Origin of the sequence: Oxalicibacterium faecigallinarum (genome assembly GCF_014635705.1) — a bacterium.
Lineage (GTDB): Bacteria > Pseudomonadota > Gammaproteobacteria > Burkholderiales > Burkholderiaceae_D > Oxalicibacterium > Oxalicibacterium faecigallinarum.
The window spans coordinates 1,332,171-1,354,819 of record NZ_BMDI01000001.1 but is presented as its reverse complement, the minus strand read 5'-3'; the positions used below and the strand labels follow the sequence as shown (position 1 = coordinate 1,354,819).

Below are 22,649 nucleotides of genomic sequence, written 5' to 3'. Positions count from 1 at the left end.
TTTTAATGCTCTCAGGAAAGTGATGTGACGCTATCACGCCCGGCTTGAAATATCCCTACCATGAATATGGTATTCACGATGCCACTTTATGTTTGCGAGAGAAGACACCGCGTGCAGCGTGCAAAAACGCTGGTCGGATGTGGCGTTTAAGCCATGTTGTTGTGACAAAAATTCAGGTCGAGCGATGCAGGCAAACCAAAAGTTATTTGAGCGTACGCAGGTAGGCGATCAGATTGTCGGCTTCCGTATCACTCCACAAGCCAAAGAAGCGCATCTTGTTACTGGGCACAACCTTGCCGGGTTTGCGTACAAAGTCCCGTAGTTTTTCTTCGGTCCAGACGATGCCGGAATTTTTCATCGCGGGCGAATAGGCAAAGTTGCTTACCGAACCGGCTGGCCGGCCAATGATGCCGTTGAGATGGGGGCCAAGAATATTGCGTGCCGATGGACCGACCTGATGGCAATAGACGCAGTTCTGGAAGACTTTTTTACCTGCATCGACATTGCCGGTCTGTGCATGGGAAGAACAGACGAGGCCAAGCTGCAGCGAGAAAAACAGGGCAAGCGGTACTGCTTTATTCATAACGGATCGTGAGGCAGGTCTGCGGATGCAGGATCGGGTGATTGTAGCTGCGCTTGTGTGGGAGCGAGCAGACCGTGCGCATCGACGATGGCAAATGCAATGGCTTCGTTTTTTTCCAGACATTTTCTGATCGCAGCAGGAATGGTCTGGCGGGTCTTCTTGCACAGACCACGCTGATCCTGAATCTGGATATTGATGCCGCGCACGGTCCGTACGCCGCGTTCGCTTGGCGTAATCGTGACGGCGATGCCGAGCTGTTCGTGCATGCGTTGCTGCATGCGTACCAACTCCTGATAGGACTGCAGGCTTTCCAGTCGCAATAGCAGTTTCTTTTCTTCCTCGCGCGTGAGTCGCAATACGCGCAAATCGGCACTCGGGTCATCCAACATGGCTTCCAGTTCGCACACGCACGCGCCGGGTGGGCATGGATTACGAACGGGAAAAGTGATGGTGGCCGACATGGAATCAGTGATGAGAGAAGATGCGCGAACTTGTGCGCCAGAACAAGGAAGAACGGCTATCTAATCATACTCTCGTGGGGAAATCCACCTTGCGTGGCGTTGTGCACAATTTCTGTGGATAAGATTGTGCGTAACTGTGGGTAAGCAGAAAAACGTGTTGATTTGTAAGCACATTTTTTTGCTGCCTAGAAATTAAGCGTTGCCGGGCAGGTCACGCAAATCGTGTCAGCCACGATTAGGTGAACGCAGTCACGGCTTGTATCAGGTGGGTTGAGGTGGCGTCGCCTCAGCGCTTGGCAGTTGCTCGTGCACGCCCATGACTTTGCCATTCTCGTCATGCAGGGCAATCATGCGGCGCAGCGATTGCCAGCGTTCGACATCGGTTTCGGTCGCGGTCGTGTGGCTGGCCAGTTCGGCATGCGTGGCCGGGCCACGTGGACGTCTGCGATTGGCGTTGCGAAAGCGCAGATACTCTTTCAGTGCCCATAACAACAAGCCGCCACCGAGCAGGGCGACGACCATGCCGTAGAAAACCACCAGTTCGCGGAAGTCCCCCACCTGGCGGACAAAAGCCAGTTCGTCATAAGCATGCGTTGCACCCACTGCCCACGCGATCAGCGTGATCAACGGAATCCACAAGTAGATGTAAACGACCCAGCACAGGATCGTCACGATGTTGCTGCCGAGCTTGGTCTGTGCCGAGACTTTGTCCGGGGCATTGAGGATAAGCTTGACGCGCGGTTTGTTTCTTCGATTCATGGCGGTGCTCAGTTGGGTTGACGCTTGCTTGCGTATTTGTCATGCGCAACCGCGTTGGCGGCGGTCTCTGCACCAATGCCGCGATCGGGACTGACCCAGATCGCGCGCTGCTGACGATTGCGGACGATGGTTTTAGGCAGCGCCCAGATCGTGGTACACATGTTGAGCATCCAGTACAACACCGGATACCAGATCATCCAGAAGTAGTGGCGGAAGGCTTTCTTGTCGTAATGACGATCCAGCACCATGCCGACAAAGACCTGCAGCAGGCATGTGGTACCAATCGCAACGCCGTACCAGCTTGGAATGATCTCGACGCGCCACATCGGCGGGATGTAGATAAACAGGTTGAGAATGCCGAGTGCCAGCGTGATGCCCATTGCGAACGCCCAGATCACCGAAGTCACGTACTCGATATAGACCAGCCACATGCGGCGCAGTCGCCATTCCTTGAAGATGTAGCTGTACTTGAAGATCGCCTGAATGCCACCCATCGCCCAGCGCAGACGCTGACGCCATAATCCGCGCACGGTTTCCGGCATCAGAATCCAGCACAATGCGCGTGGTTCAAAGCGGACGTCGTAATGATGCAGTTGCATTTTCCAGCTGATGTCGATGTCTTCGGTCAGCATCTCCGGACTCCAGAAACCGATATCGAGCAGGGCACGACGACGGAACATGGCGATCACGCCGGAGACGGTGAACAGGCGACCATAGATACGCTGTGTACGCTTGATCAGACCGATGATGGAAGAGAACTCGCCAACCTGCAGACGGCCAAGGAGGGTGGAGCGTGTGCGAATACGGGGATTGCCGGTGACTGCACCGAGACGCGGCCCGGTCTCGAAGTGACGCAGCAGCCATGGAATCGCATCCTTGTCGAGGATTGCATCGCCATCAATACACAACAGGAATTCACTTCTGGCGACCAGCGCCGCAGTGTTCAGAGCGACTGCTTTGCCCTGATTGCGATCCTGATGCACGACACGCAGCATTGGATAGTACGTCATCAGATCATCGAGAATCTCGCCGGTCTTGTCGGTGCTGCCATCGTTGACGCAGATGATTTCAAAATCCGGGTAATTCATCAGTGCCAGTGACTCAACCACATCACGCACTGTGTGTTCCTCGTTGAAGCAGGGCACGACGATGGATACCGGTGGCGTGGATGTCAGCTCGGCCAGGGCATTGTTCTTCTGCAGCCCTTTGCGCTCGTAGCGCAGATAGTAGGTAATGCCCCCGATGATCCAGACATATGCCATGAATAACGGGTAGTAAAAGGTAAAGGCAAAAAGGAAATTGGTGGAAAGCATGCGTGGCCCTTACTTTCTGACGGTGTGCGTCTCGACCGAGATTTCAGGCTTGATCAGCGCTTCTTCTGGGTGATTGTTATGGAAGTCGTCCGGGTAGTAACCCAGGCTGCGTGCACCAGCCAGACGCAGCAGGCGCATCTGCGCTGCCAGCGTGCGCGTATCGATCGGTGTGCTGGTGCGCCAGTCGCGGCTTTGCAGTTCAAAGACGGTTTTGCGCAATGCGCCCGGATGTGACTTGACCTTCCCGATCAGTGTCTTCAGCCACGCATCAGGCTCCTTTGCGTTCTCCATGTAGGGCATGGCCATGATTGCGGTGTAGTCATAGGTGGCGAGGAAGCTGTCGAAGGTCTGGGCAAACCAGTCTTCCGACTCCGGATTGAGTACCGGTTCGGCGTAGATGTTGCGCGCGGTTTGCAGCGCAGGGCGATACTTGCGCAGTGTGTCGGCCAGCTGCCGCGTGAAGTCATTGAGGTAGAGCGTTTTGCGTTGCGCCCAGTCCTTGCGCAGTTGCGGATCGGCGCGCAGGGTTTCCAGCGATGCCGGTAACTTCCATTCGTCCCGATAAACAGTCAGCGCGGCAGGGCTGGCGTCTTCGTAGTCGGATAGGGTCGCGTCATCATGGAACAGCACGCCGGTAAAGATTGCATTCTTGCCGAGGTCTTCGTAAATCTCGGTAATGGTCTGGCGTGCCAGCGGATCGAACGGCGAGAGGCGGTGGTAGCGGTTTTCCGAGGCGGAGGCTGGTGCACCGGACATTTGTTGCACAAGTCGATTTGCCGCAGGATGCCCTTTTGGCAGATCGAATGACATGACCGGCATCCATGCGTAGACGCGCACGCCGGTGCGGGTTTGCAGTTGCCATGACACGCGCGAGAACAAGTCGGCACGCATCGGCAAGTGGCGGTTCGGGAAGTACAGCGCATCGGCGACACCGTCGCCATCCGGATCGGCAAAGGCCTGCAGATAGACCGTGGTTGGATGCAGACGATAGATACGATCGAGCAGGTGCGAGACATTGACTTCCTGCTGTACCGGATCGGCATCATAGACATAATCGAGATCGATATGGATGACGCGTTCCAATGGATGCTCTTCGCCATCGTAGGTCGACGGCTGGCGCAGCAGACGAATCAGCCCTGTCAGTCCCGTATCGAACATGACGAGCGAACGACGGATGCGATTGGCATCGTCTTGTGGCGTGTTCGGACCGGGCTCCAGATTGAGCGAGATGGGCATCCCCACTTCCTTGGCGACATCGACGGCGGTCTGGTTGTATGCGCCATACGGCCAGACCATGACGCGCGGACGCTTGCCCGTATGTTGGGCGATCAGGGCGCTGTTGCGTTCAAAGTCGCTTTGGAGGCGCTTGCGGTAGTCGGCATCGTTTTCATATTGCTGGCCGACCGGCAGATCACTGCGATAGATGCGACCGACCGCGGCGGGCAGCAGATTGCCCTGCGGATTGGTAACGATGCCTTGGTGCAGGCCGTAGGTATGCGAGGCGACTTCAACCAGCCCGGAGCGCTGCATCTCGCGTACCTGATCCCATGTCACGAACCGGTTGCGATCGACCAGCATGTCGCCAAACTGAACCGCCGTATCCGCTGGTGTCTCAAGCCACTGACCAACCAGTGCAATGACAGCCGGATAGTTGAACTGCTTCAGCAGAGGGAAGACCTTGTGATAGACGCTGGCAAAGCCATCATCGAAGGTGAGCAAGATCGCCTTGTCCGGCAGCGGTTTGCCGCCGCGGCGCGCATCGATGATCTGCTGCATGCTCACCGGCTGAAAGCCATTCTGCTTGATCCACGACAGATGCAGGACAAGATCGCGCGTATCGACGGCGGTGGATTCCGGCCACTCCTTGAAGCTGTCGCGTACGTTATCGCGGATGTCGTGATACGAGAGCACGCGATAGCTTTGCGATGGATCGTTGACGGGTTTGAGTGTGGTCAACGGTGGCGTGGTGAGGCGTACCTCGGTTTGCGCATGGGCGGGGGAGATGGCAGCCAGCAGACTGGCTGCCATGCAGGTTGCGATGCCGTATGCCATACCCGACGACATGCGCGACGAAATACGGGATGCAATGCATGCGAGTCGTCCGGTGAGTACGCGTATCGTGGTGAGAAAAGTCGTGATCGTCTTGCCCATTATTTGATTGCCCAGTTCAGATTCAGGTAGCCGTAGTTGCGTCGTTCGCGTACGCCGTCATACGGATGGTTGCTCAGGCCGACGCCATATTCGATACGGAAAGCATCATCAAAGGTCCATACATGTCCGTATTGCGCACCGGAGGTGCCGCCACTACTGAAGCCTTTCTGGTGGTAGCGGCCGCCGTAGACTTGCAGTTGCTGACTGAATGCGCGTTGGTAGCGACGCCATGTCAGCCATTCGGCGTTCAGGCCGAGCGTCGCTTCGCTGTCGCTGGACGGATTGAAATACACGGCATTGGGCAGGCTGTTACGCGAGGTTGCCAGGCTGACGACTGAGTCGAAGGTCAGTCTGGGGCCGCTGTACCAGCGTTCTGTCCAGGCCACGCCGGCGGCGTCGCGTCGGTTGCCGTCGCTGAACTGCGTATTGGAAATCTCGCCATCGATGTTGCGCGACTCGTTCTGGCGCCAGGTCAGGCCTGCCGTGTAGCGTCGTGCTGTCACGCCGGCGTTGAAGGCGCGGGCGGCGAGATTGTTGACGTTGCTATCGCCTTCCAGTCTGGCTTGCCACTGATCGGAGAAATCGTGGATCACGCGTGCCGCGACGCCGGATCGGTTAGCATTGCGGATGGCGCGGTTGACTTCTGCTTCCAGCGTCCAGTCACGGATGCGGTAATCGACACCAACGCCGATCAGACTGCGTGATGCAGAAAATTCGTTTGCCTGACCCGCATTGATGTCGCCATTTGCATGTGACAGACGACTATAGACACGCCACGGATCGCCAAGTGAGCTGGTCAGCGGTGCCGAATAGAGTCGTGCTTCCACGACGGATTGCGCACCCGCTTGCCCGCCACCATTACCGAAGGTGCTGGTGACTTCCAGATGCGGACGATCGTAGATATCGACCAGGCGTGCCAGGCGCTGCACACCTTTGTTTTCCGGATAAGAGTCGTTCAGTACAGGCACCAATTCCCTGGCCTTGCTGAATTCGTTCAGTGCGAGATAGGCATTGGCCTGTCCGAGGACGGGGCCCATTTCTTCCGGCTGATCGACGTGCAGTACCGTGTATTCCTCCAGCGCCGCGCGGTGGTGGCCTCGCGCCATCTTCAGCTCGCTCCACGCGGTACGGACCTGCGGATTGAAGGGGGCGGCATCGCGCAGCGAGGCCAGATGTTGTTCCGCATCCTTGAGGCGATTCGAATACAGCTTGACCAGACCCGCCAGCGTGGCAGCGACCGGATAGTCGTCATTCGGTGCTTCGATACCGCGTATGCCCCAGTTACTGAATTGTGGGGTTGTGGCTAACAGTTCATCTGCAGTTTGCTGCGCCTTGCGATGTTGTTCTGCCTCGACATAGGCGTAGGTCAGACCGATACGCCAGCTATCGATACTGGCAACGTCACCAGCGCGCGCTTCTTCAATGGCGCCCAGATACAGGTCGCGCGCCTTTTCAGGTTCCTGCAGATAGAGATAGGCATCGGCAGCTGCCGCACGAGCATAAGGCGGCATTGTCACACCCTGTGCATGCAATGCTTCGTAGAGTTGTACCACCTCACGCATGTATTGCCTGTCGCGCAACGCTATCATGCGGTCGAAGTCGGTAATCGGCTGTTCGCCAAAATGGCGCGTCACGCTGGCATTGTCATCCAGCGCGGCATCGGTCGTGGCGAACCGTGGCTGACGATGATCGACACCTGCCTGTGCGCGTCCAAAGTTGACGGTGGTGCCGGCAGCGGCATGTGCGATCTCACGGCGCTCTTCCTGCGAAAACAGATCCAGTCTTTGATCGGCAGTCTGGCTGGCCAGATAGGGCATGCCCGCTTCGTTCAGCGTAAACACGTAGGCACGGAATGCCTCGCGAGAAGTCGGATCGAGCCGGCTTGCGTCACGATAGGCATTGGCAGCGAGAATGGTTTCCTGACGATCGCGCAAGATGCGACCAAGCACCATGATCAGTGGCACGTCGGCGGCGGCATAGTCCGAGCTGTGTTGTGGCAGATGCGACTGGACGTAGGCAAGTGCCTCATCGGTTTTTCCCTGCCGATGCCATGCGGTGGCAACACCCGCATGGGATTCCGCATCCCTCGGCATTTTTTTCAGAACGAGCTGATAGGCCTGAATGGCAGTATCCCATTGCTCACGGGCGAGAGCGGCATTGCCGAGTGACTTCAATGCATAGGCCGGTGTTTGCGAATTGAGAAGGCGATTCCGATAGCCCAATGCCTCATCGTATTGGCCGGCCCACCCTAGTACCACCACCAGATCATGCAGGATGCGGACATTGGCAGGATCGGCCCGATGCCACGTTTGTAAAGTCTGTGCAGCAGTGGCGGGCTGTCCGTCGCGTGCAGAACGGATGACGTTGTCATAGTCCGTTTGTGAAACAGCGGCCAGCGCCAGCGAGGTGGAAAGACCCAGTACGCCGGCAATCAGTCCGGATGCAGTGGTTCGCCACCGATTATTTTTTTTCGGCATCTATTACCAACTTTCCCTACAGCCAAACCACAGGCGCAAGCGTTACCCCCTTGCATATGCCAAGGCTGTATTGGTGTGAATCAAGTTTTAGTTTGAGGACTAATACAAGGCGAACAGATTTGTTGCTCTGTAAAAATCAGGAAATTCAACCTGTCTCTGCGAGTTGAATCGGAAGTGACGACGTTATATTGCGTCTTGGTGAGTCACTGCTTGCCAAAGAGTAAAGATGCGGGGTGGTTTGCTCTGTACGTTGCCGTACAGACGTGCAAGGCAAGTGTTAGATGTATCGGAAAGCTGTTTTTACAATGCTGTTGTGACGCCAGTTTTAGGCTGTTTTGAAAACAAAAACAGAAATGTGAGGAAATGTAATTGTGTAGCTTAGTGTGGATTGCGCAAGAAATTCCAATCGATGTTGGTGGCTGTTTATGTTGAACCAGAAATTCTTACGTGTCTGAATCGGGTTAATGCAATTTGCTGCGCGCGATCTGCTCGTTCTGATAGCGCTCCATGGATTCCATCAAACTGGCAATCTCCTTGTCGCCATCCGATTGCAGCATCTCGATCTCGGAGAGTTTGAGGTCTTCCTCGATCACAATCATTTCCACACGGAAGATATGCGGATACTTTGCCGTAATGCCTTGCAACAAGGCGTCCAGATCCTTGCGGCTCCATTCCGCCTTGATGCGTTGTGCAAGATAGAGACGGACGATGATCAGGCTGTTGTCGTCGGCAAGGTCCTGCAAGGCACGTGCTTCCTGATGTAACCAGGTGGAAAACTCGCTGGGCTGAATGAAGCTTGGCACGGTAAGGACATTGACATTGAATTGAACGTTGAGAGGGTTCATTTCTGGCTCCTGCTTGAATCGTAATGAATGATGGGTAACGCACATCATGATTGCAGTGTATACGAGCATGCTTGTCGTTGCATCCTGCACCAGTTACGTATCCGTTTGCTTGTTGAATGAATGATCGGTAGATAAAGACGCGATCCATTCGTTCGCCAATCGCCAAGTTCGATCGTCTTATCGGGGATTATTTTTGAGCAGCTTTTTATTTTTTTGGATTTACGAAAAATGAAATTGGCGAGGTTTATCCCATAAATATGGGAGTTTTTAAGAGTGAAACGTTTAATTTTCGCGTAGAAGAAACAGGAGATTGTTAATTAACTTGCGTAGCGAAAAATTTTTCTATGGAAACTATTTTTATCTACTAAAATCGATTTACAGATGCAGACAAAACAAGAAGGCGACCGGCTCTTCAACATGGTTCGCTTCTCATAAAAAATACAAATGGATGTCGATCAGGCTTGTCGCATCTCACATGATCGAGACTGAGAACCATGGTTGGTGCATATCGATTAATGAAGGCAAACAGAAAGGTGTTGGGCATCAAGGTTGGACTCATTGTCGCCTTGATGATTCTGATCAGTCTTTCTGGCATGACGTTGATTCGGATTCAGCAATTTGCAGAAAGCGCGAAGGCGGTCGAGGAGACGCATCTCGTTATCGAGGCCCTGCATCAGATCCTGCTGGATGTCAAAGATGCAGAGTCTGCACAGCGCGGCTATCTGCTGACAGGTCATGCCGATTTTCTTCTTGCACATGATGCGGTTGCGCAGCGGCTGGTTGGCCGCCTGACGACATTGCGCGATCTTACTTCCGGACATCTCAAGCAGCGAGACCAGATTCCGATTCTTCAAGACATGATCGTGCAGCGCATGGAGACGCTGGCCAGTGGCATCGCATTGTTCCGTGCACCCATTCTGGATCGCGGTCAAATCGTCGATCTGATTCAGGGGCAGGGCATGAGCAGCATGGCGCAATTGCACGTGCAGGTGCATCGCATGCTGGCGACGGAGGAAGAAGAGTTGAAACGGCGTGCTGCGCTGGTCAGTCACAATGCAGCGTCGAGCCGGCAGTGGATTTTTTTTGGCAATCTGTTTGCTGTCAGTTTGTTGCTCTATGGCGTATGGGCGATCCTGCGTGAAATCGAACAACGCAAACTGGCGCAACGCGAGACACAGAAGTCGATGGCACAGCTTGAACTGACGAACAAGGAACTGGAAAGTTTCAGCTATTCGGTTTCGCATGATCTGCGTTCGCCTCTTCGCGCCATCGATGGTTACTCACGCATTCTGCAAGAGGATTATGCCGACAAGCTTGATGACGAAGGCCGGCGCATTCTGAATGTCGTGCGCGATAGCAGCAAGAAGATGGGCATGCTGATCGATGATTTGCTGACCTTTTCCAAGCTGGGACGCAAACCTGTCGAGCTGCGCAAGATCGACATGAACGAACTTGTGGATGATGTCTGGCGTGATGTGACATCGCATGCCGATAAGGTGCCGGCGTTCAACAAGGCTTATTTATTGCCGTGCTATGGCGATCGTGCATTGGTGCGCCAGGTTCTGTTCAATCTGCTGTCCAATTCGATTAAATACAGCAGTACGGTCAGTGAGCCGGTGATCGATATCTTCTCAACGGAAGAAGAGGACGAGATCGTCTACAGCGTGCGTGATAACGGCGTTGGTTTCGATATGCGTTATTACGACAAGCTTTTTGGTGTATTCCAGCGCCTGCATAGCGAGAGCGAATTTCCGGGAACGGGTGTCGGCCTGGCGATCGTCAAGCGTGTTGTCGTGCGACATGGTGGCCGTGTCTGGGCGCAAAGCGAGCCGGCCAAGGAAACGATTTTCAATTTCAGTTTGCCTACCGAGGTTTCTGCATGAATGATTTGTTGCCAGTGCATATTCTGCTTGTCGAAGATACGGCGACCGATGCCGAAATGACCATGCGCGCACTTAAACGCGTGGGACTGGTCAATAACATTACGTGGGTAAAAGACGGCCAGCAGGCGCTGGATTACATTGCGCGTGAAGGGGAGTTTGCCGGCCGCGTCGAAGGTGATCCGACGCTGATCATGCTGGACCTGAAGATGCCGAAAGTCACTGGACTGGAAGTGTTGAGCGTGATCAAGGGCGATCCGCGGACACGCATTATTCCGGTGATCATGCTGACATCCAGTGCGGAAGAGCCGGATATCGTGCGTTGTTACGAACTGGGCGTGAACAGTTATCTGGTCAAGCCGGTCGAGTCTGAAAAGTTTTTTGAAGAAGTTTCCAAGGTTGGTTTTTACTGGGCAATTCTGAATCGTATTCCTGCTTCTCGTTGAACATGTTCTGAAGTGGCTGCACTTTTATGATCAAGATACTGTTCGTTGAAGATACACCGCATGACGTTGAGCTTGCTTCACGCGAACTCAAGCGTAGTGGTATCCAGCATGAAACGCGCCGCGTCGATACGGAGGTGGATTTGCGCGCGGCGTTGGACGAGTACGGCCCGGATATCGTGTTGTCCGATTTTTCCATGCCGCATTTCGATGGCTTGTCCGCGCTCACGGTCGTCAAGCAGACGCATCCGGATACGCCGTTTGTCTTTGTGTCGGGCCGCATTGGCGAAGAACTGGCAATTGATTCGCTCAAGCTCGGTGCCAGCGATTATGTGATCAAGACCAATCTGTCACGTCTGGCCAGCGCAGTCTCTCGCGTTCTAGAGCAGGTTGAGCAACGCGATGCACGTCGTCGCGTTGAAAAAGAATTGCGCGAAGTGAATCGGATGTTCAGCACCTTCATGGAGAACATGCCGGGTGCTGCCTTCATCCGTGATCAGAATGGTCGCTTTCTCTACGCCAACCATGCGGTTGACATGGCGCTGCATCTTGGCAAAGGCGAAGCCATTGGCAAGTGCGATACGGAAGTGTTGCCGGCCGATATTGCCGAACGCTCGCGTTTGTCGGATGCCGATGTGCTCGATGCCGGCAAGGCGATGCAGGTTGTCGAGACGATTCCTTCCGATCAAGGTGATACCTACTGGTTATCCACCAAGTTTCCGCTGGTGGATGGCGAAGGCAATCTGCAGATTGGTGGCGTTGCAATCGATATCACGGAGCGTATGAAGGTCGAGCGCGAGTTGTATCTGCGCAATCGCGCCATCGAGGCATGTGTCAATCCGATTGTCATTGTGGACGTGCAACAGCCAAACATGCCGCTGATCTATGTCAACGGTGCCTTCGAGAACATCACCGGTTATTCGCGGGAGGAAGCGATCGGACGCAATTGCCGTTTCCTCCAATGTGGCGATACCGATCAGGCCGAATTGCAGAAACTGCGCGCAGCAATCAACGAGCGTCGCGCCACCTCCGTCCTGTTGAGGAACTATCACAAGGATGGTTCGATGTTCCTCAACGAGCTTTACATCTCTCCGGTCAATGAAGGCTTGGAAGGTGAAGAGGTGCGCCATTTTGTCGGCGTGCTGTATGACGTGACGCAGATCAAGCGCTATCAGGCGGATCTGGAACATCAGGCTAATTACGATGCCCTGACTGGTCTGGCCAATCGTAACCTGTTGTATGAACGTGCCGAACAGGCGCTGATTCACGCCGAACGCTACAACAGTATGTTGACGATCGTGTTTATCGATCTCGACAATTTCAAACTGGTGAATGACAGTCTTGGTCACAGTGCCGGAGATGAATTGATTGCGACGGTCGGTGCCCGTCTGCAAACGTGTGTGCGTGCCGGTGACACGGTGGCGCGGATTGGCGGCGATGAGTTTGTGCTGCTGTTGATCAATCAGAACATGCAGAGCGGTGTGTCGCATGTGATGCAACGTATTCAGAATGAAATGATTCGCCCGGTCGTGGTGCGCGGTCAGGATATCGTGGTGACCTGCAGTATGGGGATCGCGTGTTATCCGGCGGATGGGCGTGATCCGGATTCATTGCTGGCGAATGCGGATGCGGCGATGTATCGCGCCAAGTCCAGCGGACGCAACAACTACCAGTTCTACGAAAAGGAAATGAATGCGATGACGGGGCAGCGCTTGGCCCTTGAGCATGATCTGTGGTCAGCGCTGGAGAACAATGAATTTTTCCTGAACTACCAACCGCAAATTGATCTGGAGAGTGGGCGCATCATCGGTGTGGAAGCCTTGATCCGCTGGCTGCATCCCAAACGCGGTTTGATCTCGCCGATGGATTTCATCCCGCTGGCGGAACACAACGGACTGATTATCCCGATTGGCAACTGGGTACTGCAGACCGCGTGTCGTCAGATAAAAGAGTTGCATCATTCGGGTTTGCCGCCGTTGCGCGTCGCGGTCAATCTTTCGGCGCGTCAGCTTGGCGAGAAAAATTTCATCCCGATGGTGAGGGAAACATTGCACCTTACGGGCATCGATCCGAGTTGTCTGGAGCTGGAGCTGACGGAAAGCATGGTCATGCAGAACGTCGAGGATGTGATTGACGTGCTGAATGCACTCAATGATATGCAGATTCAGTTATCGCTCGATGACTTCGGTACCGGTTTTTCCAGTCTTGCGTATCTGAAGCGTTTTCCGATCGATCGGCTGAAGATCGATCAGTCATTCATCTTCAATTGCGACAGCGATCCGGATGACGCCATCATTTCGCAAACCATCATTGCACTGGCACACGGCCTGAAGATCAAGGTCATTGCCGAAGGTGTGGAACGCAGCGAACACATGGATTTCCTGAAAAAGAACGGCTGTGATGAAGGGCAGGGATATTTCATCGGCAGACCGCTCGCTTTCGAAGATTTGCGCAGCCTGCTTTACCAGCGCCATTTGCATTGATGCCGATTTGATCCGTTCTTGACGGATTTTCCTTTTTTGCGCGCGTCCCAACCTGTACTACAATGCTGCGACATTGCTGTTGCCGCTCTTGTCTTGGCGGCAAGAAGATGATTTCCGAACGGAATGCAACAGCGATGGATGCCGCCGGACAGATCACCCGTCTTCTGTCTTGATATCAATAGCTACAAAAGCGACTTTAAAGAACATCATCATTCCGTGAATATCTATATCTGTGGACAAAAGCATTTTGCTGCCGACGTATTTACTGCGCTTAAAGACGCAGGTCATACCATCGTTGGTGTTTCTTCTCCTGAGTTTGGAAGCGATGGCAGCAGCCCGGATCGTCTGAAAGCGTTGGCCGAAGCTGCCGGCGTCAAATGGATGAAATCCGGCGTACTGAACGAAAACACGATTCCTGAAGGCGTCGATCTGATCGTCACGGCTCATTCACACGACTTTGTCCGTGAGCCGACCCGCAACAAGACGACGTATGGCGCCATCGGTTATCACCCGTCGTTGTTGCCACTGCATCGCGGAAAAGACGCCATCATCTGGACAATTGAAAAAGGTGACAAGATCACGGGCGGTAGCGTCTATTGGCTCAATGAAGTGATGGATGGCGGCCCGATCGCAGCGCAGGAACACGTATTCGTTCTGCCTGGCGACACGCCCGATCTGCTGTGGAAGCGTGATCTGCAGCCGTTGGGCATCAAGCTTCTGGTACAGGCATGTAACGATATTGCGCAGGGTCGCATCATCAAGAAGATTCAGAACGAAGACATCGCTACGGTCGAGCCGTCGATGAAGAAGTTCAAGGCGGATGCGGAAGCTGCCGCTGCGGCGGCTGCAGCAGCCAAGTAACAAGCGTATCGCACATTGCCGAGCAACAAAAAAAGCCCGCATTCGCGGGCTTTTTTGTTGGCGCTGATCTATTTTGGATCAGAAGCTCCACATTGCGCGTGCAGTCAGTTGATGACCAAGATAGCGTGCACGCGATTCCAGATCGTAGCCAACGGAAATCAACGTGCCAGACGCTGTGGTCTTGCGATAGCTGGTGCCGAGTAACAATCCATTGCGACCTGGCTGTACACCATCCACCTGAAACGAAGGACCGCCCGCAACATAGCTTGCCGTGACGGCAGGCGTATCGGCAAACTCGTGCAGCCAGCGTGCGTGCAAGGTTGCGCTTGATGTGTGGTCGATGCGATTGCGAAGTTCTGCGCCGAACACACTTTGTGCGGAACTGGAGTGCGTGCTGCCAATGTTCTGTGCCGACACGCCGCCCGTTTCCGTGTACGCACCATTGTCCAGTCGTGCCAGACGTGCGCCCATGATCCAGCGACCTGCCCATTTGCTATCGATCTGGAACGGCAAGCCATACTCAAAACGTGCACCCAGTTGCGTACCATCGAACTTGCCGCGCAGCGTTTCGCTGAAACCGCCAATGTTGACAGCGCGTTGTGCGTTATAGCGATTTGCCGAGACCGCGACGCTGGCGTCCAGCGTGTAGCTCGCTTCAGTGCGACTGAAATAAGCGCCGAGGTGGAATGCCTTGACGTTGTTGTCATTGCCGACACCCGCATCGCGTCCGTCGGTGCCTGCCTGCGTGTAGCCGCCAGACACACCAACCAGATCGCGACCGTCCAGATCCATTTCGTAACCAACCGCCAGGCCTTGCGCGTCGACGTCGTAACCATTGGCGCCATTGCGTGTCTTCTGTTTGGCAAACGCTGCCAGACCTTGCATCCAGACACGCCCGCGATTGCCGTCGCCGCTCGACATGCCGGTTTGTCCATCGAATGCAGCCCTGTCGCCATTGCGTGCTGCATCGGAGCGGTTGTCAAATGCCGAGAACAGGCTGCCTTGTGCAGCCTTGGCAGCTTGCAGTTGCGAGCCGTTCGTCTCTGGCAGAAGCTGGCGTGCGGCACGCGATACGGCCTGCGTGCTGGTCAGATTCTCGATGGCGGTCAGCAATGCCTGACTGGATGCAGAGCCCGTACTCAGAATGTTTTCCAGGCCGGTCGTGATGTTCTGGTCGCGTACTGGCAGTATCTGTCCGAGTGACTGTTCGCGATGGGCGACCAGGACGAGATCATTACCATCACGTTGCAGGGTATAGGTGACAAAGTTGGAGTTGCCATTGACGCTGACATGCAGATTAGCCGGCGCCGCGTTCAGTGTTCCGGCATCAATGAGGGTGTAGCGCGTGCCATCTTTGACATAGGTTGTAGCCACGGCGCGAATGGTTGCGCCGTCGGCCACGTCAGCCATGCCTGCGACGACGAGTTGATCGCTTGCACCATTGGCGCCAATGCGTGCTTCAAGAATGCTCGATGCAGACTGCGCGTAATCACCAGCCACGTTAATCGTACGGAAACTATTGCCGGTCGGCGCGAGCAGTGTGCCGTTGACGGTGAGGTCCTGCGATGTGTTGAATCCACCGTTGACGCGAAGCGTGCCACCATCATCGATCTGCACATTGTTGACGTTGCCAAGTGCATAGTTGAATGTAGTGGTGCCACCCTTGATCGCAAAGTTTTGAAAGTTGGTAACCTTGCCCGCTTCAAAGACTTGCGTGCCGTTCGTTTCCAGCAGATTGGTGCCGCTGCCGCCATCAATGGTGCCGATAACGCTGCCGCCAAACAGGCGCAGTGTGTCATTGCCATTGCCCATATCGATGGCCAGACCGTTCTTTCCTTCAATGCGGCCGTAATTGGTCAGCAAGTCATCACCATCGCCCATTTGAATGGCTGCGCCAGCGACTGTGCTGTTGTTCTCGCCCAGACGTGTTGCCTGTGCGCCGCCGATGATGACGCCGGTCACATCATTGAGCAGTTCGTCGTTATAGTTACCGACCATGCCAATGGCAGATTTGGTTTCGCCAATGATGATGCCTGCGTTACGAATATGGACGGTGCTGGCTACCGTGAGGATGTCACCGGCACCATTGTTTGCTTCGGGATCATAGGTGCCGCGGCCGGTTGGTGCTGACAGGCCATCGGAGCCATCATCAATCAGAATCCCTTTTGATTGTCCATAAATGGTGGCACCAGCGCGGTTGATGATGGTGCCGCCACCTGCCGCGATGCCGTCAGCGCCGTTGGGTTGTCCGCCGGCGTCGCGACCACCAGCTCCTGTTCCTTCGATTCGGCCGTGATTGTCGATGTAAGCCACACCGTCGATATCTACGCCATCCCCATCGCCATTGGATGTCGTGACACCTGCATTTTCGTGGTCGTATACGTTGCCTGCGCCAGCATAGTTGCCGCTGATCGTACCGTAGTTGATGACGACGCCGTGACCATCAAGTCCGACACCTGAACCGTTATTGCCAGTGATGATGCCACCCGCGTAGTTGACGATGATGGGATTGGCGATGGTGATGGGCGTGCTGACATTACCCAAGACGTGTTCAACGACGATGCTGTTATCGGCTGCGTGCGTGATCTTCAATTCCCCGACGCCCATGAGATTGAGCAGATTGGCATCTGCCGTCGCATTGACCGGATCGCCGCCGTCAATGCCGTGACGTGGGCCCGTGATTGTTCCGTAATTAAGAATGACGGCATTCTTGCGGCCATTTTCGATGGCGACACCGTCCGCTGCGGACAGGTCGCTGGTACATGGATTGCCTTCCGCCACCATATATTTCGGGCAACTTGTGTTGACGTCACCCGTAGATAAGATGCTGCCGTAGTTGACCAACGTGACGTTGGAGCCGATGCGGATGGCATCGTTGCCAGTGGCGCTGATGATGGCGTTGCGGTTATTGATCGCGCCGTTGACGATTTGATTGCCGCTGGTAGCGTAGTCTGCATCAACTTTGATGGCGCGTTCGCCGCCTGCAGTGATGGTTCCGATGTGTGCGATCGTGCCTTGATTGTCGATGATGAATTTGCTGCTTGCCTTATCAACACGGATGACCTGGGCACCAGCGCCAGTGATCGTTCCCCCCATCTGATTGGTGATGACGATGTTGGAGTTGGCCGGATTGATATCGATCGTGCGACCACTGCCCCCTTGCCGAATGGTGCCGGCATTGATCAAGCTCGTGGTGCCGCTCATGGCGACGCCTGCGGCCGAACCAGACACAAGCAAGCTGCCACCTGCTTTGACTTCGCCTGACGCGTTACCAGCCAGTGTTTTGGCGACGGTATCGACCGCTCCTTCGGCGACGACGAACTGTGCGTAAGCCGAAGCGCCAAAAGCCGCTTGCAACGCGAGGATCAGCGGCAGCGGCCGCAAGCATTTTGCCGACATCATTTATTGTGCTCCCAATAAGAAAAAACGGGAGTATGGGCACGCCATGTGACAAGTTGATGTCCGTTTAATGACAGTTTTATGAAACGGTCACACGGCGATTTCCGGTGGCAGCTTAGCGCTCTGGCAGATGTTATAAGCAGGCAGCATATGCTTATGAGCAATCCATCCGAAATACCGAAAGCGTTTCAGGTATGCTGCCGACTTGCTCAGCTTGCCCAGTTTCGAGGCAGGCGTTATAATGAGAATGGTTCTCAACTATGCCGCCAGGTTGGCAGCGTTCGCTTTCGCTGCGACAGATTGCGGTGCCGCATTACCTGATCCCTGACTGTTAAAATAGCGTTCTTTGCCTGCAGCAAGCAGGATGTGCGGTGCGCGTTTTGCTGGTCGGACCGGGCAGGGATGATTTGATTATTAGGATGCTTTGATTTTATGGCCGCTTTTGACACTGTTCGTATTCTTTCGGTCCATCACTGGAACGACACTCTGTTTTCCTTCACCACCACGCGCGAACCGAGTTTTCGCTTTGAAAGCGGCCACTTCGTCATGATCGGTCTGCCAATCGATGGCAAACCCCTGTTGCGCGCCTACAGTATTGCCAGCCCGTCGTGGGAAGAGCATCTGGAATTTCTCTCGATCAAGGTGCAGGACGGCGCCTTGACCAAGCATCTGCAAAACCTCAAGGTCGGTGACGAATTGCTGGTTGGCCGCAAACCGACCGGTACGTTGGTGGTGTCCGATCTGTTGCCGGCCAAACGCCTGTTCCTCTTTGGTAGTGGCACCGGTCTGGCGCCTTTCATGAGCATCATCCGTGATCCGGAAACCTATGAACGTTTCGATCAGGTCATTCTCGTACACGGCGTGCGTCTGGTCAGCGAACTGGCGTACCGAGATTACATCGGCAAGGAATTGCTGGAGATCGAAGGCCTGGGTGAAGAAATCGCAGCGAAACTGCTGTACTACCCAACCGTGACCCGCGAGGAGTTTGCCAACAAGGGGCGTATCACCACCGCGATCTCGAGCGGTGTGATGTGCGAAACCCTGGGTATCCCGCCAATCGATCCGCTGAGGGATCGCGCCATGATCTGCGGCAGTCCGGAAATGCTGAAGGACACGGCAGCCGAACTCGATAAACTGGGTTTCGAAGTGTCGGCAGGTATTGGTCAGCCAGGCGATTACGTGATCGAACGCGCCTTCGTCGAACGTTAATGCCCGCTGCCACGCAAATCGTGGCCAGGCCAGCACAATGACGCCGGAAGTCTTTTGACTCCCGGCGTCATTTTTTTCTGCTGTCCGATTGCGTGTTTGTCGTGGACTGTCTCATTAAGGATGTCTTCACAATTCTTTACCTGCGCGACGCATAGATTATCTTGATAATCCCCTATGCTCTGGCTATCGTTGATGGCGATTTCAGGCCATCCCCCTATTACTTTCATTCTTCGTCCAGTCACTGCCATCCATCATGTCTCAGCCTACCAAACCGTCCTCGACAAACAGCCTGCGCCAGCGTCTGTTTAACCGCTACACCGTAAGCGGCATCCTGATCGTTTTACTGGCAGCCGGTGGATACTGGGGCTGGCAAAAATATAGTGCCAAGAAGAACGAACTGAACAAGTACCAGGTCGCTGAAGTTGAGAAGGGTGATATCGAAGACCTGGTGACGGCAACCGGCACGGTACAGCCTCTGGAATATGTGGATGTGGGTGCGCAGGTTTCTGGTCAGCTAAAGAAGCTGCATGTGGAAATCGGATCGGTCGTGAAGGAAGGCGATCTGCTGGCGGAGATCGATCCGACCGTGCTGCGTGCCACACTGGATGCGCGTCGCGCAGGGTTGCGCAATCTGATGGCATCGAAAAAGAATCAGGAGGCACAAGCTGCACTGGCCGCCATTCAGTATCAGCGCCAGAAGAATCTGTTTGAAGAAGATGCCACGACCAAGGAATCTCTGCAGACTGCAGAAACCTCTCTGAAATCGGCACAGGCCCAGGTCGAATCCCTGCAGGCACAGATCGAACAGACGGAATCGACTCTGCGTGCGGATGAAGCCAATCTCAATTACGCCAAAATCTACGCGCCGATGTCCGGCACCGTTGTGTCGGTGACGGCGCGTCAGGGCCAGACCCTGAATGCCAACCAGTCGGCACCAATCATTCTGCGCGTCGCCGATCTGTCCACCATGACGGTACAGACACAGGTTTCGGAGGCGGAAGTCGGCAAGCTGCGCAAGGACATGGATGTGTACTTCACGACGTTGGGCAGTCAGGGCCGCCGCTGGTACGGCAAGTTGCGCAAGCTGGAGCCGACCCCCACCGTGACCAATAACGTCGTTCTCTACAACGCCTTGTTTGACGTTGCCAACCGCAATCAGGCCTTGTTGCCGAACATGACCACGCAAGTGTTCTTTATTGCAGCAACCGCCAAAGACACGCTACTGGTACCCACTGCCGCAGTCACCCTGACACGTGGTGCGGGTGGCGCCAATGCGGGAAGAGGGGCTGCCGGTGCCAGCAATCCGATGGCAAACATGACGCCTGAACAACGCCGCGCTGCGTTCGAGAAGATGACCCCGGAAGAGCGTGCAGCCATGCGTGAGCGCCGCCGGGCGCAAGCGGATGAAGCGGCAAAGGATGGCAAACCGTCGGAGACGCCGTCTGATGATAAGGCACAGAGCGGCAAGCCAGCGGAGGCGCAGGGCGGACAAGAATCTGTGCAAAGCGACAGTAGTGGTCTGCCTTCCGAAAACGCACAACGTCCGAAGAAAACCGGTACGGTGCGCGTGATTGATGGCGACAATAATATTTCGCAGCGCACCATCGAGCTGGGCGTCACGACCCGTGTCCAGATGCAGGTGCTGAACGGACTGGCAGAAGGTGAGCGCGTGATCACAGGCGTCAAACAGGCATCGCAAAATGGCGGCGATCGGCCATCCGGCGTGAATAACAGCATGCCGCCAGGCATGGGTGGTTCGCCAATGCGAGGCCGTTGATGAGCGAGCAGGACAACAGCGTGACCGCCGATATTCTGGCGACGCCACGTGACAATACGCGTCCGGCAGATGCCGTACCACTGATCGAGTTGCGTGGCGTAACCAAGACCTACCGCAACGGTGGTCTGGATGTCGAGGTATTGCACGGCATTGATCTGAAGATTTATGAGGGCGAATTTGTCGCCATCATGGGTGCGTCGGGTTCCGGCAAATCGACCTTGATGAATATTCTGGGTTGTCTGGACAGGCCGACGACCGGTGAATACCTGTTCATGGGGCGCGATGTCTCCGGCTTTTCGCGTGACGAGCTGGCCTTGCTGCGCCGGGATGATTTTGGTTTCGTATTCCAGAGCTATAACCTGATTGCATCGGCGAGTGCTTCCGAGAACGTGGAAGTCCCTGCCATGTACGCAGGGTTGCCTCCTGCCGAACGACACGAGCGTTCGCAAATTCTGTTGGGTGAGCTGGGACTGGCGGAGCGTTCACACCATCGCCCGAATCAGTTGTCCGGGGGCCAGCAGCAACGTGTTTCGATTTCGCGCGCCCTGATGAACGGCGGTCGCATCATTCTGGCCGACGAGCCGACCGGCGCGCTTGATAGTAAGAGCGGTCAGGACGTGATGAAGTTGCTGGCCGAATTGTCGGAGCGTGGACATACGGTGTTGCTGATCACGCACGCGAAAGAGGTCGCCGAGCATGCGCACCGTCTGATCGAAATCCGCGACGGCAATATTCTTTCCGATCCGGGTCCTGCACCTGTTTCGCCGACTCAGCAGACGTTTGTACGCCCGATCGTGCCGCGCAAGGGATCACAACTGGCGGACATGGTGGAAGCCGCCAAGATGGCCATGCGTTCATTGCGTGCCAATCTGTTCCGTTCCATTTTGACGTTGCTGGGCATCGTGATCGGTGTGGCATCAGTGATTGCCATGCTGGCGATTGGCGATGGTGCCAAGGCCGTCGTGGTCGAGCGCATCAGTTCGATGGGATCGAACCTGCTGCTGGTGCGCCCAGGTGCGCCTAACCAGCGCGGTTTCAGTGGAACCGCGACGCTGGTGGTCGATGACGTCAAGGCAATCAATGAGTTGCCGAATATTCTGGCTGCAATTCCCGAGCAGAACAGCAGCGTGACGGCGCGCTACGGCGATTCGGATTCTTCGACCAGCGTCAATGGTACGTCGGCCAAATTCCCGTTGGCACGCCAATGGCAACCGGCACAAGGTAGCTTTTTCAGCGAGGAAGATGAGGCCAATTACGCGGCCGTCGCGGTACTGGGCAAGACAACAGCCAGGGCTTTGTTCGGACAGCAGAATCCGATTGGCGAATTTGTGCTGATCAACAATCTGTTGTTTCAGGTGGTGGGCGTGATGTCGGAGAAGGGTGCTTCGCCGATGGGCTCCGATCAGGATGACATCATCTTTGTGCCGTACTCAACCAGCAGTCTGCGTTTGTCTGGTCAGCGTTATCTGCGTAACGTGACCGTGGCAGTGGAAGACACCAGACAGATCGACGAGACGCAGGACGCGGTTGACAAGCTGCTGCTCGAACGTCACGGCACGGTCGACTACCAGATTCGTAACATGGCATCGCTGATGGAGGCGATGGAGCAGACGCAAAACACGCTGACGATTCTATTGGGATCGATTGCTGCAATTTCTCTGCTGGTTGGCGGGATTGGCGTGATGAACATCATGCTGGTATCGGTGACAGAGCGCACCCGCGAAATCGGCATTCGCATGGCAACCGGTGCGCGTGAACGCAACATCATGCAGCAGTTTCTGATCGAGGCGATGGTCGTATCGGCAATCGGTGGTGCGATCGGTGTGGTGATCGGGCTGACGACGGCCGGTGTAATCGGCGCCTTCGGTACACCAATCAAGTATTCCCTGATGCCGGTGTTGCTGGCGTTTGGTTGTGCATTCATGACCGGACTGATCTTCGGTTATCTGCCCGCCAAAAAAGCAGCCCAACTCGATCCGGTGGTCGCCTTGGCGGCGGAGTGATATGA

At 55.2% G+C, this 22,649-nt stretch carries 15 protein-coding genes; 7 read left to right on the top strand and 8 right to left on the bottom strand.

The annotated features are described in order from the left end of the window. Positions 1–202: 202 nt before the first annotated feature. The 7 genes from IEV29_RS06460 to IEV29_RS06430 form a co-directional block, all read right to left on the bottom strand. The gene (locus IEV29_RS06460) at positions 203–583 is read right to left on the bottom strand and encodes a c-type cytochrome (RefSeq protein ID WP_188380395.1); all 381 of its coding nucleotides are present in this window, start codon (positions 581–583) and stop codon (positions 203–205) included. Continuing rightward, positions 580–1,044: a hypothetical protein gene (locus IEV29_RS06455; protein WP_188380394.1), complete on the bottom strand. Its 465-nt coding sequence runs from the start codon at positions 1,042–1,044 to the stop codon at positions 580–582. Before IEV29_RS06455 ends, IEV29_RS06460 begins: the two co-directional genes overlap by 4 nt. Positions 1,045–1,305: 261 nt before the next feature. Continuing rightward, positions 1,306–1,803: a poly-beta-1,6-N-acetyl-D-glucosamine biosynthesis protein PgaD gene (gene pgaD / locus IEV29_RS06450; protein WP_188380393.1), complete on the bottom strand. Its 498-nt coding sequence runs from the start codon at positions 1,801–1,803 to the stop codon at positions 1,306–1,308. An 8-nt stretch (positions 1,804–1,811) separates the two neighbouring features. Continuing rightward, positions 1,812–3,116, bottom strand: a complete 1,305-nt coding sequence (gene pgaC / locus IEV29_RS06445; RefSeq protein ID WP_188380392.1) for a poly-beta-1,6-N-acetyl-D-glucosamine synthase — start codon at positions 3,114–3,116, stop codon at positions 1,812–1,814. A gap of 9 nt (positions 3,117–3,125) precedes the next feature. Beyond that, entirely contained in the window at positions 3,126–5,267 is a 2,142-nt protein-coding gene (pgaB, locus tag IEV29_RS06440; RefSeq protein ID WP_229726261.1) for a poly-beta-1,6-N-acetyl-D-glucosamine N-deacetylase PgaB, read from the bottom strand. After that, the gene (pgaA, locus tag IEV29_RS06435; protein WP_188380391.1) at positions 5,267–7,744 is read right to left on the bottom strand and encodes a poly-beta-1,6 N-acetyl-D-glucosamine export porin PgaA; all 2,478 of its coding nucleotides are present in this window, start codon (positions 7,742–7,744) and stop codon (positions 5,267–5,269) included. The genes pgaB and pgaA overlap by 1 nt, the downstream gene beginning before the upstream one ends. Positions 7,745–8,205: 461 nt before the next feature. Further along, positions 8,206–8,589, bottom strand: a complete 384-nt coding sequence (locus tag IEV29_RS06430) for a hypothetical protein (RefSeq protein WP_188380390.1) — start codon at positions 8,587–8,589, stop codon at positions 8,206–8,208. 515 nt (positions 8,590–9,104) lie between these two features. Here IEV29_RS06430 and IEV29_RS06425 point away from each other — a divergent pair. The 4 genes from IEV29_RS06425 to IEV29_RS06410 all read left to right on the top strand — a co-directional run bounded on the left by IEV29_RS06425 (position 9,105) and on the right by IEV29_RS06410 (position 14,256). Continuing rightward, complete coding sequence (locus tag IEV29_RS06425) at positions 9,105–10,472, top strand: sensor histidine kinase (protein ID WP_229726260.1); 1,368 nt, start codon at positions 9,105–9,107, stop codon at positions 10,470–10,472. Then, positions 10,469–10,915, top strand: a complete 447-nt coding sequence (locus tag IEV29_RS06420) for a response regulator (RefSeq protein ID WP_188380388.1) — start codon at positions 10,469–10,471, stop codon at positions 10,913–10,915. Before IEV29_RS06425 ends, IEV29_RS06420 begins: the two co-directional genes overlap by 4 nt. Before the next feature lie 26 nt (positions 10,916–10,941). Further along, positions 10,942–13,395, top strand: coding sequence for an EAL domain-containing protein (locus IEV29_RS06415; RefSeq protein ID WP_188380387.1), 2,454 nt, complete (start codon positions 10,942–10,944; stop codon positions 13,393–13,395). Between the two features lie 216 nt (positions 13,396–13,611). Further along, entirely contained in the window at positions 13,612–14,256 is a 645-nt protein-coding gene (locus IEV29_RS06410; protein ID WP_188380386.1) for a formyltransferase family protein, read from the top strand. Positions 14,257–14,334: 78 nt separating this feature from the next. Here the strand turns inward: IEV29_RS06410 and IEV29_RS06405 are convergent, their stop codons facing one another. Next, positions 14,335–17,658, bottom strand: coding sequence for an autotransporter outer membrane beta-barrel domain-containing protein (locus IEV29_RS06405; protein WP_188380385.1), 3,324 nt, complete (start codon positions 17,656–17,658; stop codon positions 14,335–14,337). 429 nt (positions 17,659–18,087) lie between these two features. On the opposite strand from IEV29_RS06405, the gene IEV29_RS06400 reads away from it, so the two are divergent. The 3 genes from IEV29_RS06400 (at position 18,088) to IEV29_RS06390 (ending at position 22,644) form a co-directional block, all read left to right on the top strand. Beyond that, positions 18,088–18,864: a ferredoxin--NADP reductase gene (locus tag IEV29_RS06400; RefSeq protein WP_188380384.1), complete on the top strand. Its 777-nt coding sequence runs from the start codon at positions 18,088–18,090 to the stop codon at positions 18,862–18,864. 253 nt (positions 18,865–19,117) lie between these two features. Further along, entirely contained in the window at positions 19,118–20,641 is a 1,524-nt protein-coding gene (locus IEV29_RS06395; protein ID WP_188380383.1) for an efflux RND transporter periplasmic adaptor subunit, read from the top strand. Further along, positions 20,641–22,644, top strand: a complete 2,004-nt coding sequence (locus IEV29_RS06390) for a MacB family efflux pump subunit (RefSeq protein ID WP_188380382.1) — start codon at positions 20,641–20,643, stop codon at positions 22,642–22,644. The genes IEV29_RS06395 and IEV29_RS06390 overlap by 1 nt, the downstream gene beginning before the upstream one ends. The last annotated feature ends 5 nt before the right edge of the window (positions 22,645–22,649 follow it).